At 44.1% G+C, this 13993-nt stretch carries 12 protein-coding genes and 1 pseudogene; 6 read left to right on the top strand and 7 right to left on the bottom strand.

The annotated features are described in order from the left end of the window. Window positions 1–54: 54 nt before the first annotated feature. Window positions 55–159, top strand: a pseudogene (locus tag AAC052_RS17740) (phosphoribosyltransferase); the annotation flags it as partial. 45 nt (window positions 160–204) lie between these two features. Here AAC052_RS17740 and AAC052_RS17735 read toward each other — a convergent pair. From AAC052_RS17735 to AAC052_RS17715, 5 genes are all read right to left on the bottom strand, one after another. Continuing rightward, on the bottom strand, window positions 205–1296 hold the full coding sequence (locus tag AAC052_RS17735; RefSeq protein ID WP_339814848.1) for a glycosyltransferase family protein: 1092 nt from the start codon (window positions 1294–1296) through the stop codon (window positions 205–207). Window positions 1297–1314: 18 nt separating this feature from the next. Beyond that, on the bottom strand, window positions 1315–2145 hold the full coding sequence (locus tag AAC052_RS17730; RefSeq protein WP_339814847.1) for a UDP-2,3-diacylglucosamine diphosphatase: 831 nt from the start codon (window positions 2143–2145) through the stop codon (window positions 1315–1317). 64 nt (window positions 2146–2209) lie between these two features. Then, window positions 2210–2470 carry an acyl carrier protein gene (acpP, locus tag AAC052_RS17725; protein WP_152001041.1) on the bottom strand — a complete coding sequence of 87 codons (261 nt, stop codon included), beginning with the start codon at window positions 2468–2470 and terminating at the stop codon, window positions 2210–2212. 69 nt (window positions 2471–2539) lie between these two features. Further along, entirely contained in the window at window positions 2540–3910 is a 1371-nt protein-coding gene (locus AAC052_RS17720) for an ATP-binding protein (RefSeq protein ID WP_317488319.1), read from the bottom strand. Next, entirely contained in the window at window positions 3900–5285 is a 1386-nt protein-coding gene (locus AAC052_RS17715) for a sigma-54 dependent transcriptional regulator (protein WP_317488318.1), read from the bottom strand. The genes AAC052_RS17720 and AAC052_RS17715 overlap by 11 nt, the downstream gene beginning before the upstream one ends. A 223-nt stretch (window positions 5286–5508) precedes the next feature. Here AAC052_RS17715 and AAC052_RS17710 point away from each other — a divergent pair, with 223 nt between their 5' ends. Beyond that, window positions 5509–5934, top strand: coding sequence for a peptidylprolyl isomerase (locus AAC052_RS17710; RefSeq protein WP_317488317.1), 426 nt, complete (start codon window positions 5509–5511; stop codon window positions 5932–5934). 64 nt (window positions 5935–5998) lie between these two features. On the opposite strand, the gene AAC052_RS17705 is transcribed toward AAC052_RS17710, so the two are convergent. Then, window positions 5999–6451: a hypothetical protein gene (locus tag AAC052_RS17705; protein ID WP_317488316.1), complete on the bottom strand. Its 453-nt coding sequence runs from the start codon at window positions 6449–6451 to the stop codon at window positions 5999–6001. A 554-nt stretch (window positions 6452–7005) separates the two neighbouring features. Between AAC052_RS17705 and AAC052_RS17700 the strand changes: the two genes are divergently transcribed. The 3 genes from AAC052_RS17700 (at window position 7006) to AAC052_RS17690 (ending at window position 9541) form a co-directional block, all read left to right on the top strand. Then, the gene (locus tag AAC052_RS17700) at window positions 7006–8256 is read left to right on the top strand and encodes an efflux RND transporter periplasmic adaptor subunit (RefSeq protein ID WP_317488315.1); all 1251 of its coding nucleotides are present in this window, start codon (window positions 7006–7008) and stop codon (window positions 8254–8256) included. A gap of 28 nt (window positions 8257–8284) precedes the next feature. Further along, window positions 8285–8998 carry an ABC transporter ATP-binding protein gene (locus tag AAC052_RS17695; protein WP_152001035.1) on the top strand — a complete coding sequence of 238 codons (714 nt, stop codon included), beginning with the start codon at window positions 8285–8287 and terminating at the stop codon, window positions 8996–8998. Window positions 8999–9121: 123 nt separating this feature from the next. Then, window positions 9122–9541: a hypothetical protein gene (locus tag AAC052_RS17690; protein WP_339814845.1), complete on the top strand. Its 420-nt coding sequence runs from the start codon at window positions 9122–9124 to the stop codon at window positions 9539–9541. Between the two features lie 79 nt (window positions 9542–9620). Here the strand turns inward: AAC052_RS17690 and AAC052_RS17685 are convergent, their stop codons facing one another. After that, window positions 9621–10100 (bottom strand): hypothetical protein, encoded by a 480-nt coding sequence (locus AAC052_RS17685; protein ID WP_317488313.1) that lies wholly within the window; start codon window positions 10098–10100, stop codon window positions 9621–9623. A 712-nt stretch (window positions 10101–10812) separates the two neighbouring features. Here AAC052_RS17685 and AAC052_RS17680 point away from each other — a divergent pair. After that, the gene (locus AAC052_RS17680) at window positions 10813–13935 is read left to right on the top strand and encodes a hypothetical protein (protein ID WP_339814844.1); all 3123 of its coding nucleotides are present in this window, start codon (window positions 10813–10815) and stop codon (window positions 13933–13935) included. Window positions 13936–13993: the final 58 nt, after the last annotated feature.

Genomic DNA, 13993 nt, shown 5'->3' with positions numbered 1-13993 from the left:
TTAAAATAACAAACCTTTTGACTTTTTTGAGAGCAAAATGATGAAGTCAGGAAAAGATTTCCTATTAGTGCCAACTACAAAGGCTTCGAGCTGTCCACCACAATAGACGAACATGTAGAGGTGGTGCTGGGCAAAGGGATGGGTGTTTATCTTTACTAAAGTTTTGTCCAGCGGTTACCAAAGACAGTGTAATTCAAAAAAAATCTAGCCCAGCAGCTCCTGTAAAATAAGCTCTTCACAACGATCCGTCCACTCTCTGAACTTGCCCACTATCGGTTGATGATTAGGTAGATAGTCGATGACCTTCGTGAGGTTAAACGACTCCGAACTGACGCCAGCCCCCGCCTGAACAGCATCCAGTGCATTGCAGGCCTGCTCATAATGGCCCTGCACAGGCACCATCATCACGGGCTTTCCAAGGTACATGGCCTCGCAAATAGACTCGAAACCTGCCGTGCTCACATATGCTTTGCACTGGCTCATAAGCTGGAGAAACATGGTGTCGCTCAACTGATGGAAAGTGAGCGTGTCGTCTACACGATGAGGATTTGGCATTCCTTTTTTGTCCCAAAACGATTGAACCTTTACCGACGGGTTGCCGGCATGCCATGACTCTATTTCTTTGCTGTATCCATCATTTACCATATAGGTGAGAATGAAGTCGCCTTCCGTCGGTTCAAGCTTCATCACTTCTTTCCTGAGCAACGGCGGAACTACCACCACACCACTTTTTTTGTCTTCAGGGTAGGCAGCAAATGACAAAGCTAGGAGCTTTTTAGCCCCCCAGGCGGTCAGCTTGTTGTTGTTAAGCAACAAGTTCTTGTTAAAGCCTTGTTTATTTGGGAACGGAAAGTAATTGTGATAAGCCAGATATTGATGGCCAATGCATATGTATTCGGCCTTTGGCTTGTAAAGTCCATTATATAGGCCACCAAGGAAATCGTAGAAGTTAATAATTACGTCCGGCTTTGTCTCTTTAACTATGTTGTTAAGCATTTTTAGGCTCTGCACATAGTTCGAAAAATGGACCAGGTTATGAGTGATTGTAGGTCCTATTTTTACCGATTTGTTGTTTTTGTCTGCTACAAAATTTGGACTGGAGATACCGGTGAGTGGGCAGGTAATTCTGTTTTGAAAAAAAGAAGGCATTTCTCGCCGGGAGCTTCTCCCAACTACTACATGCACAACTTCTTGGCCGGCAGCCGTTAGCATTTCAAACAATGAAATGGCCTGCGTCATATGACCACGCCCTTCACCCTGGACAATAAAAAGAAACCTTTTTGGACTGGTTGGCATTCAGGAAGTGACCTAAAATTACAGATTTAGAAATCCACCCCTCAAAGAAGGATAAATGTTTAAGTAATTCAAGCCTTTTTCTTCATTTTCCAGTTCTTCATACAAAGCTCTTTGAGATTCGGTGTAGAACACATGTTTCCATTCGCCGTTGGGATATTCAACCAGGGCAGATCCGGATGAAAGCCAGTCGCCTGAATTCATATATACCATCCCATTGATGGTCTTAATAGCTGGAATATGCAAATGCCCACAGATAATACCATCGTAGCCTCCATTTTTAGCGAACTGACAAAGCGATTGCTCGTAAATTTCGATAAACCGACTCGCTATTGGCAATCTGCTATTCACCTTTTCAGAGAAGGGCATATTCCTTACACCAACCGCAGCTCTTAGCTTGTGCACCTGATGGTGAAACCAAAAGAGCAGGCCATGGGTTTTTTTGCCAAGGCTGGCAAGCCACCTGAATTGCCCCTTATAGGTGTCGAAAATGTCGCCGTGAACGACAAGAAATTTCTTGCCATTTGACTCGTACTCCACTCTATCCACCAGTTTCAATGCTCCTATTTCGAGTGGAAGCAGGTCGTTCGGCAGCTCGTCGCTATTGCCTTTAATAAATGCGATGGTGGTGTTATGCTCGGCTACCTTTTGAGAAAGTGCTTTTATAAACCTCCAGTGTCTTTTTTTCCAAAGCTCTGGTTTATTGTAACTAAACCGGTCAACAATGTCGCCGTTTAAAATCAGGTTCTCACAAATGCTCTGTTTTAAAAAACTGATCACATCTTTGTGTCTGGAGCCTCTGCGGCCCAGGTGAATATCAGACAGAACAATGGTTTTATAATAATCCTTCACACTCCCACCTTTCCTCAAAGGTAGGGTTGAGCAATTACTGCACTTTTATGTGCACTTTATCAAATCAATAATTTGAGAGCCCTTTGCAGGCCTTGATCCGGCGGTTGATATAGTCAATTACCTGGCTAACTGTGGTAATTCTTGAGGCTTCTGAACTGGGAATGGTAATATCAAACTCTCTTTCCAGTTCCATTACCAACTCCGCATAGTCCAGTGAGTCTATCCCGAGGTCTTTGTAGAAAGACGCATCAGGCGTTACTTTCGACAATGGGCAGGCCAGCTTGTCAGCTAAAATAGAACGTACGGTCTCCAGTGTGCTTCCCATTTCAGTTAGGGTGAATAGTAAATCTATCCATTATGGAGCAAAAACGAAACTGAAAATGAGATTTTTGGATTAGCTAAACCTCAGCACAAACTCAGTGCCCTGGTTGATGACAGACTTCACTGAGATCGACCCCTTGTGCTGCCTCATGATCTGTTTCGACAAACTTAAACCAATGCCCGAGCCACTTTTTTTGGTAGTAAAGAAGGGGATAAATATCTTTTTGAGCGCATCTTCTTCAATGCCAGGACCATTGTCGGTAATGGAAATTGACACGCTGTTATTTTCAAGTCCGTTGGCCGAAATGATCAAAAGTTTTTCCTTGTCCATTTCATCGTTTTCCTCCAGCGCTTGAATAGCATTTTTCACCAGGTTGATCAATACCTGCTCAATTTGTTCTTTGTCCACCAGTACTTCAAGATTCTTGGGCTCTACCTTGTAAGTGAGTTTTATTTCTCCCCGCTCTATTTCATATTTTAAAAGCATGAGCACATGGTCGAGTAGGTCACGCACCTTGGTTTGGGCCAGCTTGGGCATGGTGAGCCTCGTCAGGTTTCTGAAATCAGAAACGAACTTAATCAAGCTGTCACTTCTGCGGTGAATAGTTTGCACAGCCAGGTATAAGTCCTGAATTTCTTCATTGGTGATCCTGTTCACGTCATCACCATTTTTCAGCTGGTGGCCAAGCTCCGACTCTACCGTGCCCGCAAGCGAGGAAATGGGTGTTACGCTGTTCATAATCTCGTGCGTCAGTACCCTGATCAGGTTCTGCCAGGCCTCCATTTCCTTTTCTTCCAACTCACTTTTGATGTTCTGAAGCGAAATAAGCTTGAACTCCTCGCCCCGCATGGTCAGCTCTATGGCATAAATGGCCAACTGCACTTCCTCCCCATTGCGCTCGATTTTTATCAGGTCTCTGCCACCTGTTTTTAGCATAAAAAACCCATCAACAAGTACCTGGCTAATGCTTTTCAGGTTCGAAATATTTTTTATTTGCCCAATCTGGAGCAGGTTTTTGGCGGCGGTATTGAGCATCTGAATTTCGCCATGCTTATCAAACGTGATGATGCCAATGCCCACGTGCTGAACGATGGTTTTGTAATAAGTGTACTGCGCTTCCTTTTCGGCTCTGATGTCCCTGAATTTTTTCATTACATTATTGAATTGCTCATAAAGCAAGTCAATGGACCCACCGGTGTTTCTGTATGTATAGGTGTTGGAGAAGTCGTCGTATTGAATGGAGCTGAGAAAGTTGGCAATCTCCCTGTTTGACTTGTCCAGGTAGTGGAAAAGGGCATATACCTGATAGCCAATCATTCCGATAACCAACGCTTTGGTCAGGTCATAGGAATCGTTGTAATACAAGTGTGTAAGCAGGAAGATTGAGCCAATCAGCAGCACAACCCTAATAATCAAAGCAGCTTTGAAGCTCTTAAAGGCCATGCTTCTCCATTCTTCTGTAAAGGGAAGCCCTTGTTAATCCAAGTTCCTTGGCTGCCTTTGAAATATTCCCTCCGTGCCGGTTAATGGCCTTTTGAATCACCGACTTTTCTACATCGTCCAAATTGAACGTTTCGGGCTCACTTTCTGCTTTGCTCTCGGCCTTCTGATTCAAAAAGAAAAAATCGTCAGGCGACAGCATATTGGAGTCGCTCATGATAATGGCTCTTTCCAGGGCATGTTGCAGCTCCCTGATATTACCAGGCCACTGGTATTTCTGCAGCTTCTTGAGTGCGATCGGCGACATTTTTTTGATTGGCTTTCGGTACTTGCCGCAATACATCTTGATAAAGTGGTCGCAAAGCAGCGGAATATCGTCCATTCTTTCTCTTAGCGACGGGAGGTGTATTTCAACAGTATTGATCCGATAAAGCAGATCTTGACGAAACGTGCTCTCTTCCACCATTTCGTAAATAGGCATATTTGTGGCACTGATCAGGCGGATGTCCACAGGAATGGACTTGTTGGTACCAAGCCGAACTACCTCTCTTTTTTGCAGCACAGTCAGCAGCTTGCTCTGAAGCTGCATGCTCAGGTTTCCAATTTCATCCAGAAATAACGAGCCTCCGTTCGCAGCCTCAAACCTCCCAGCCCTGTCGTCTTTGGCATCGGTGAAAGCACCTTTTTTATGGCCAAAAAGCTCGCTTTCAAACAGTGTTTCCGTAATGGCGCCCATGTCAACCCCGATAAACACCTTGTCTTTTCTCAGCGACTTTTGGTGGAGTGCCCGGGCTATAAGCTCTTTCCCGGTTCCGTTCTCGCCGAGGATAAGGACATTGGCATCCGTTTGGGCCACTTTGTCAATGATGTTAAATACCTGCTTGATCGCATCGCTTTCCCCGATAATGTCCTTAAAAGGCTGATTGATTCCTTCTTCGAGCGCCTGCTTTGCCTGTTTTAGCTGCGTAACCTCATTTCTTGATTTTTTCAGCTTTGCTGCCGAAGAAAGCGTAGCAATCAGCTTCTCATTTTGCCATGGCTTCAACACAAAATCAGTAGCCCCTTCCTTAAGTGCCTTCACAGCCATTTCTACGTCGCCAAAAGCAGTGATAAGAATGACCACGGCCGTTGGCTCCCGTTCAAGTATTTGCTCCAGCCAATAAAAGCCTTCTTTTCCACTGGTTATGTCCTTGCTGAAATTCATATCCAGAAGGATAACATCGTAGGTGTCGTTGTTGAGCAGAAACGGTATTTTCTTTGGGTTTTTTTCTATGATCACGTTTTCCGCATGCTTCCTGAGCAGCATTTTGGCTGCAAGCAGCACATCTTCGTCGTCATCAATGATTAATATCTTTCCAAGTTCTTTATCTGATTCCATAAGTTGTAGTTATCCGCTCTGTTAAATACATAACCAGTACTGTGCCAAAGGTAAAAGTGCTGATTATTAAAATGTTAGGAAGTTTTAAAGGGGTTTTTATGTACGAATATGAACATTTTCTGTCCATAATCATAACATTACCCGGCATAGATTTTCATCAAAACCATATTTCCATACCTTTGAATTAAATCATAAAGAATTAGCAAACAGAAAAAAGGAAGACATGTCAGTAGCAAAAAATGGACATCCGGTAAAAGTACATTATACAGGAAAGTTGGAAGACGGGTCGGTATTCGACTCTTCGGAAGGTCGTGATCCTCTTGCCTTCACTTTAGGACAGGGCCAAATGATCCCAGGTTTTGAACAAGCCGTGCTCGGAATGGCTCTTGGTGAAGTAAGGGAAGCAAACATCCCCAGCAAAGAAGCATATGGTGAAAGGAGCGACGAGCTTTTGGTGGAAGTTCCAATAGCCCAGGTGCCTGCTGACATAAAGCCGGAAATTGGAATGCAGCTCGCTATCAACGATGGAGATAAATCACGGCCCGTGGTTGTTACCGCCGTTGAGCCAGACAAAATTGTGTTGGATGCAAACCACCCTCTGGCTGGCAAAGACCTTACTTTTCAAATAGAGTTGGTCGAGATAGGCTGAGTGGCCCGTTTAACTTGAACCATTAATACGACTAAAAGCCCTGTAGAAATACGGGGCTTACTTTTTATATGGTGGTCACCTTCTTGGTAAGGTTGTGCTTCTGGTTGCCCACCTCAACAACAAACAGCCTCATTTTCTCGTCAGAAAAATTATACTTTTTGGTAAAAGAAGCCCCTGGTTTTGCTTCCTCTTCGGCTATCAGATTACCTATAATATTGTAAATCTTGATCTTCACCGGGTATTTGTAGGGGTTTTCGAATGCCAGTTCGAATTCACTTCTGCCTGTAGGGGTAAGCGAAAAGTCAAGCCTTGAATCGGTAATCAGCCCCTTATGGCTGACCGCCTGCTCCACAATTTGCGAACGAACTTTGTTAGAAACCCGACCGGAATCTAAACTGGCTGCACCATTTTGATCCTGCATTGGTTGTGCCGTCACCAGGCCGCCTGAATAAATGGCCAGTAGTGCCAGGACAAATCCCAGCAGTAAAATGAATCGTTTTGATATCCGTAGTTTCATAAAAGTAGTGTGCTTTCACAGTACAGATACAAAAATACTGCCAGTATCATCAACAACCTTTAGTTTCTGTACCTTTTTTAACATCAAAGCCTCAGAGAGCCGAAAGGAGGCTTTTTTTAGAAAATGTCTGGAGAGGTACATCTCAGCAGTACGCCACTTTTCAATGCTGAGCCAGACTTTAAGCGTATTTGTGCCACAAAGGCGGTTTGGCAAATGACTAAAGCCACATGACTAAAAATTCAAAATTTAGGGAGAAGGAATTTTATTTTAGAGCCGATTGTTTTATATTCGTGTGTTGTTGTGGATTAAGATTTGATTAGTCCTTTTTATTTTGAGTTTTTGACCTTGAGATTCAGGCGAATGCCTGAATCTTTTTTTTTGCCCGTTCTTTAAGCCTCTCGTTTTGCTCAATAGCGAACACCCACTGCCCCTAAGTGTACATAATCGAACTATTTCGCAAAACCAATCAAACCGTAATTCATTAATAATCAGCATTTTATAATTTGTGGCATTTTTGTTGGAGATACTGGCACGGACTTGAAATATCTTAGCAAATGGATCGTGTAATTAAAAAGAAAACGTTTACTCTCAAGAAAGTCGCCATTTATGGGCTTAGTGGCGCATTTGTACTTTTCGTTATTTACAGTTTTGTTTTTGCAGACCGAAGCTCCAAGCTCAATGTGTCTGTTGATAAAATAAACGTAGCTGAAGTACAGAACGGAGAATTCAGGGAGTTTATCCCTGTCGATGGGCAGGTCATGCCTATCAAGACTATCCGATTGGATGCGATAGAGGGTGGTATTATTGAGAAGAAATATTACGAAGGTGGTATTCAGGTAGAAAAGGGTGATACTATTTTAAAGCTGACCAACAATAATTTGTTGCAAAGCTTCATAAGGGAGGAAACTCAGGCGTTCATCTTGATGAACCAGCTACAAAACACGAGGTTGCAGATGCAGCAGAGTCTGTTTCAGCTGCAGCGCACGCTGATTACGCTCGACTACCAGATTGCTCAGGCAAAGGATCTTTATGAGAGAAGCGAGCAGCTTTTCAAGGAGAAAGTAATCTCTGAACAAGAGTTTTTGAGAGCTAAGCTTGACTATGAAAGGCTGATTAAAACAAGGGTTGTTGAAGTTAAGTCTCAGAAGGTAGACTCTTTGAACGCTGAAAACACTATCAACAACTCCCAGGCATTGCTGCAGAGAACAAACAACAACCTTAACATGATTCGCCAGAACCTGGAGAATTTGTACATAAGGGCCCCAATTTCGGGCCGTTTGTCAACTGTGAATGGTGAAGTGGGTGAGTCAATTTCTCCAGGTCAAAACATCGGCCAGATTGATGACACGAATGGGTTTAAGGTAAGGGCGCAAATTGATGAGCACTACCTGGCCAGAATATACGAAGGGCTGAAAGGCACATTCGACTTTGCAGGAGGGACATATGAGCTCACAATCATGAAGAACTACGGCGAAGTAAGAAATGGTCTGTTTGAGGTGGATATGTATTTTGAAGGAGACGTGCCGGACGGCATAAGAAGAGGACAAACCCTTCAGATTCGCTTGCAGTTGAGCGAGAATATTCAGGCAATACAGATTCCAAGAGGAAGTTTTTATCAAACCACAGGTGGCAATTGGATATTTGTAGTGGATGCGAGCGGCGATTTTGCTACACGCAGAAACATTAGATTGGGACGTCAGAACCCACGGTTCTACGAGGTGTTAGAAGGGTTGCAACCAGGAGAGAAAGTTGTTGTCTCTTCCTACGAGGGTTATCAGGATAAGGATCGATTAGTTTTTAAATAAAATAAACCAATATTCTAACCATATACATATGGAAAATGCTAAAACTGTCATTAAAACAGTAGGACTGAAAAAGTTCTACTACACAGATGAGATTGAAACAACTGCCTTAGCTGGAGTTAATCTTGAAGTACGTGAGAGCGAATTTGTAGCTATCATGGGCCCGTCTGGTTGCGGTAAGTCAACTTTGCTTAACATCATTGGCCTGCTTGACAACCCGTCTGAAGGCGATTTCCACTTCATGGGTCAGGAGATTTCGAAGCACTCGGAACGCCAAAGAGCGGATTTGAGAAAAGCTAATATTGGATTTGTGTTCCAAAGCTTCAACCTGATCGACGAACTCACAGTGTATGAAAACATTGAACTTCCGCTTATTTACCTAAAATATTCTGCAGCTGAGCGCAAGAAGAGGGTAGAAGAAGTAATGGAGTCGATGAAGATCATGCACAGAAAGAACCACTTCCCTCAGCAGCTTTCAGGTGGTCAGCAGCAGCGTGTGGCGATTTCGAGAGCAGTGGTAGCAAAACCTAAGCTGATTCTTGCGGATGAGCCTACTGGAAACCTTGACTCTGCCAATGGCCAGGAAGTTATGAACTTGCTGAGCGATTTGAACGAGGGAGGAACTACAGTAATTATGGTGACTCACTCTCCTATAGACGCAGAATATGCTCACAGAATCATTCACTTGTTCGATGGTCAGATCGTTTCTGAAAACATCAATGCCAAGGACAAAGCAATGGTATAAATCAAAGTTAAAGGACTAATACGAACTAGGCAGGATGGTTTTTACCTTCCTGCCTTTTTATTTTAGTGGGGCTAGCGCCACGAAGTTGATGCCTATCTTTGCCGGAGTAACCACATTACCCTTATGTTGCAGCTATTTTTGGGCGTCATCCTTTTGGTATCGCCGCTTCAGAGTCCAAACCTCTGGAAAGTCTTTGAAGGAGTGAGATTTGAAAGTAAGTATATCGATGAAGAGAAAGCGTCGTTCTATGTTCCTCAATTTGGCGATGAGCTACTTAGAATGGAGGGGAAGAAGTATATCGTCAAAGGCTATTACCTTCCCATTGACCTCTCGTCCAGCGGAATAGTGCTGTCAAGATATCCAATGGCAACCTGCTTTTTCTGTGGTGAAGCAGGGCCTGAGTCGGTGATGATGGTATTTCCATCGAACAAGTTGGAAGGGCTGAAAATGGATGATGAGCTAACTTTTGAAGGAACGCTTGAGCTCGATGCTGATGATGTTTACCAGCTCAGTTTCATACTAAAAGATGCCAGGCGGCTGTAAATGAACAAAGGGGCATTCACCCCTTTGTCTACGATTGATCGATAGTAGTAAAACCCTCTTACAGGTTATCTTAAATGTTTTAGAACTCCAATTTAACCTTCTTGGTGTAAAGTAGAGCAATGTCTGATTCTTCTTTTAGCTCTCTAAGCTTGTCTTCGAAAGCGGCAGTTTCCTGGTATCTGATGAACAAAGCGATGTCAAGAGCTTTAACAAATTCGTCTCTTGCAGCTTCTTCAGTCACATCACCCTTCTTTATAGCTTTCTTGTAGTACTTATCAAGTTTCTTAAGAGAGTAGTAAATCGCTGGCTTTTCAACAACAGTTTTGGTAGTCGGGCTATTTGGAGTGCCTTCTTCTTTCCAAGTGTAAGAGTCTTTAAGAAGCTCCAGCTTCACTGCGATGTCTGACCCAAGATAGTGCCCGCCAACAGCGGCCATATTTACATTGCTGTCATCCAGCTTGTCTTCCACAAAGTTAAAAGAGAATACATCCGACTCCTGCGAGTATCCCGCAAAAGACAGTCCAACGAACATGGCGGCAAGAAGTAATCCTTTTTTCATAAAGCTTATAGTTTACAGTTTAACATCAAAGACTAGTAGGCAAAATCGAATTTTGTCCTTAAGTCAGCTACAAATATCGTTAACCAAATCTTAAATAAAAAATATTGAGACTAAATTGAATATAAGAAAAGTATTATTTCTTAATTTTTTGAATACTTCAAAACGAAAACGTTTGCTAGCCGACTTTTTTTGCGTATTATCTAACAATTGAAACATTTTATTGATTTTATGATACATATTGCGACACTTGATTGATCGTAAAGTAAGGTATTTTACGGACTATCGATGGGTAAAACCACTGAGTACCCCCATCTTATTGCATGAATATATTTTAAAAGTACAATTTTTTACACCAACGAATGCCGCTGTTTCTCATACTAGTTTCCTCCTTTAGAAGGACTTGATTCAGAATATGATTCTGTTTTTTGTCAGAATTACTTTACCTGAATGCCAGAATGCGAACATTCTTAATAGTGAGCCAAAATTATTTTCTCCGACAGGGTGCAAATTTCAAGCGCTGTCCTCACTCTGACCTGAAGGACTATTCTTCGAATGTTTAAACTTCCAGTAGGTAGGCCACTCTGTAAGTGGCTGACGAACAGAAAAATACATTTACCAACGGTGGGCTGCCTGGATCACCACTCATATAATTAGCTTTTTTATGGACAGCCGATTGGTGTTTACTTGGTCGCATATCAACTAACTCAATATTATGCGGGATAGAATTTTCTTGAAGTTAAGCCTGATTCTACTTTTTTTGCCGGGGCTAATTAGTGCTCAGGCTATCAATAGTGAGTTGTTCCAGGGTTTGTCGGCACGAAGCATCGGCCCTTCTGGAATGAGTGGGAGGGTAACTTCTTTCGATGTCGACTTATCCAACCCAGACATTATATATGTTGGGTCGGCCTCCGGCGGTCTGTGGAAATCAGAGAATGGAGGCTATAAGTGGACACCAATCTTCGATGATCAGCCAGTAACCAGCATCGGTGCAATTAGTATCTACCAGCAAAATCCAAATATTGTTTGGGTTGGCACGGGGGAGGGGAATCCCAGAAACAGCCACAACTCAGGAAATGGGGTATACATGTCGAATGACGGTGGCACCACCTGGAAGCACATGGGGTTGGAAAACACCCGCAATATTCACCGGATTTTTGTTGATCCTTTCAACCCCGAGGTAGTGATCGTCGGTGTGCAGGGGTCTGCCTGGCAAGACACTCCCGACAGAGGTGTGTATAAGACGACGGATGGGGGCAAGACTTGGAGTAAAATTTTGTACATAAATGAAAGAGTGGGAATAGGTGAGATGGTGCGTGATCCAACCAATCCCAATAAATTCATTGCCAATATGTGGGAGTTTCGCAGGTGGCCCTGGTTCTTTAAGTCTGGTGGTGCGGGCTCAGGAATGTATGTAACGATGGATGCAGGAACAACCTGGAAAAAGATTACCAGTGAGGATGGACTGCCTGAAGGTGAGCTGGGTAAAATGGGACTGGCAATAGCGCCGGGAAAGCCACAAGTTGTCTACGCTATTGTTGAGGCAAAAAAGAACGGGTTCTACAAGTCGGAAGATGGTGGGTTTACATGGAAGTTGGTGACCACCAAAAATATTGGAGACAGGCCGTTTTATTATGCGGAGATTTATGTAGACCCATCGAATGAGAACAGAATCTACAATATTTTTAGTGGCACCACAGTAAGCGAGGATGGTGGAAAGACTTTCAAAACCTTCACAAATGTGGGTCGGCTTCATGGCGATAACCACGCCTTTTGGATTCACCCCGATGATCCAAGCTTCATGCTCATCGGAAATGACGGTGGAATGGGTGTAACCAGAGACAAAGGTGTAACCTGGTATTTTCCCGAGAATCTGCCTTTAGGGCAGTTTTATCACGTCAGTGTAGATAACGATATTCCGTTCAATATATATGGTGGTTTGCAGGACAATGGATCGTGGACGGGGCCGAGCAGTGTGTATGTCAGAGGGAGGGGCGATAATAATAACCTCATATATAACTCTGAGTGGACCCGCATAGGTGGAGGCGACGGTTTTGATGTGATTCCGGACCTGGAAAACTCACGGTACGGATTTGCTCAATCACAAAAAGGAAATATTCAGCTATATGATAAGGTAACAGGCGACTCCGAGTTCAGGCAGCCTGTGCACCCTGATGGCACCTTTCTCAGATTTAACTGGAATGCCGGCGTAGCAAGGGATCCACACAACGCCAACGGCGTTTATATGGGAAGTCAGTTTCTGCATTATTCGGCAGATAAGGGGAAGACCTGGGAGATTATCTCGCCCGACCTCACCACCAATGATCCTGCAAAGCAAAAGCAACTCGAAAGTGGGGGCATTACCTATGACGTGACAGGCGCAGAAAACCACACAACGATTTTGGCGGTGTCGCCAAGTAGCCTCAGCAAGGACATAATATGGGTGGGAACCGACGACGGCAATGTTCAGCTAACGAGAGACAATGGAAAAACCTGGATCAACGTTGCGGTGAACATTAAAGGAGTTCCTGAGGGTTCCTGGGTCAATCAGGTGCACGCATCCACCTACAGTGAAGGGGAAGCTTTCGTGGTGATTAACAACTACCGGAGAAACGATTGGACGCCATGGGTGTTTCAAACGAAAGACTATGGGAAGACCTGGAAGCGTCTGGTGAATGAAAACTCCGTAAGAGGGTTTGTTCATTCCTTTGTACAGGATCCGATCGAGCCCAGGCTTATGTTCGTCGGAACTGAATTTGGGCTGTATATGACGGTTGATGGCGCTTCCAACTGGGTGAAGTGGGAAAATGGCTACCCAACGGCATCGACAATGGATTTGGTCATTCATCCAAGAGATCATGACCTGGTAATTGGCACGTACGGGCGTTCGGTATATGTGCTCGACGATATTCGCCCGATGAGAGCACTGGCTACCCAGGGAAAGCAATTGCTCGACAAGCCATTAGCGTTATTTGATGTGCCTGATGCTTATGCAGCAAGCACCACAAGAGGGGCTAAGGGATACAGTGCCACTGGTGACGGACTTTTTGCTGGTGAGAACAGACCTTACGGAGCCCTGATTTCCTTTTACGTGAAAGAGACGGCCGGAAAAAAAGATAGTGTTAAGATAGAAATACTCCAGGAGGGGCAGGTTGTTCGTACGCTGTATGCGGATGCCAAAAAAGGATTCAACCGAGCCTCGTGGGACCTCCGGTACAAAGAGGTAAGAGAACCGGACACATCAAAGCCAAAGCCGGGAGCTACTGATGGTGGTGGCTTTACCGCCGTGCCCGGCACTTATACTGTGAAAGTGGTTCATGGTGAAGAAATAGCGACAACGGAGGTGAAAGTTCTTAGCGACCCAAGGGTAACACCAATAACCCCTCAGGAACGAGAGAGAAAGCTGGCTATGATCAAGCGGTGGGAGGCTTCCGTGACCCAGCTAACTATTGCCGTGGATAACCTTAGGGAAGCGTTAGCTGCTGTTGAGAGGGTTGATAAGCTACTGGCCGATAGAGAAGATGATGCTTCTAAAGAGCTTAAAAGGGCCGGAAGAGACATCAAAGCAAAGGTGAAAGCATTAAGGGAGCCTATTTTTGGTAAAGAGGACATGCAGGGAATATATAGAGATCCCACAACTGTGGAGGCAATCATCAACCTGGCAGCCAATCACCTTGGAGATACCTATATGATGGCCACCCCGACGCAGGAGACGATTTTGAAGCAGGCTGAAGAGGCCGTGAAAGCGCCGATAGCCGACATTGGTAAGTTTGTGCAGACTGATTGGAGCACCTATAAAGAAAAAGTAAAAGAGGCACAGATTCAGCTGATCGAGTGAGGATATAGCCTCCTGGTTGAGTAATAACCCGAGAGGAAAACGAGTTAGGTTGTTTCGG

Origin of the sequence: uncultured Imperialibacter sp. (assembly GCF_963974565.1) — a bacterium.
GTDB lineage: Bacteria > Bacteroidota > Bacteroidia > Cytophagales > Cyclobacteriaceae > Imperialibacter > Imperialibacter roseus.
Note: the sequence above shows the minus strand (reverse complement) of the source record. Positions and strands in the feature narration are given on the sequence as shown.

Coding starts and splice junctions, on each gene's coding strand:
- AAC052_RS17735 (WP_339814848.1), bottom strand. CDS start 1,296: ATGCCAACCAGTCCAAAAAGGTTTCTTTTTATTGTCCAGGGTGAAGGG.
- acpP (WP_152001041.1), bottom strand. CDS start 2,470: ATGGGAAGCACACTGGAGACCGTACGTTCTATTTTAGCTGACAAGCTG.
- AAC052_RS17720 (WP_317488319.1), bottom strand. CDS start 3,910: ATGGCCTTTAAGAGCTTCAAAGCTGCTTTGATTATTAGGGTTGTGCTG.
- AAC052_RS17715 (WP_317488318.1), bottom strand. CDS start 5,285: ATGGAATCAGATAAAGAACTTGGAAAGATATTAATCATTGATGACGAC.
- AAC052_RS17710 (WP_317488317.1), top strand. CDS start 5,509: ATGTCAGTAGCAAAAAATGGACATCCGGTAAAAGTACATTATACAGGA.
- AAC052_RS17705 (WP_317488316.1), bottom strand. CDS start 6,451: ATGAAACTACGGATATCAAAACGATTCATTTTACTGCTGGGATTTGTC.
- AAC052_RS17700 (WP_317488315.1), top strand. CDS start 7,006: ATGGATCGTGTAATTAAAAAGAAAACGTTTACTCTCAAGAAAGTCGCC.
- AAC052_RS17695 (WP_152001035.1), top strand. CDS start 8,285: ATGGAAAATGCTAAAACTGTCATTAAAACAGTAGGACTGAAAAAGTTC.
- AAC052_RS17690 (WP_339814845.1), top strand. CDS start 9,122: ATGTTGCAGCTATTTTTGGGCGTCATCCTTTTGGTATCGCCGCTTCAG.
- AAC052_RS17685 (WP_317488313.1), bottom strand. CDS start 10,100: ATGAAAAAAGGATTACTTCTTGCCGCCATGTTCGTTGGACTGTCTTTT.
- AAC052_RS17680 (WP_339814844.1), top strand. CDS start 10,813: ATGCGGGATAGAATTTTCTTGAAGTTAAGCCTGATTCTACTTTTTTTG.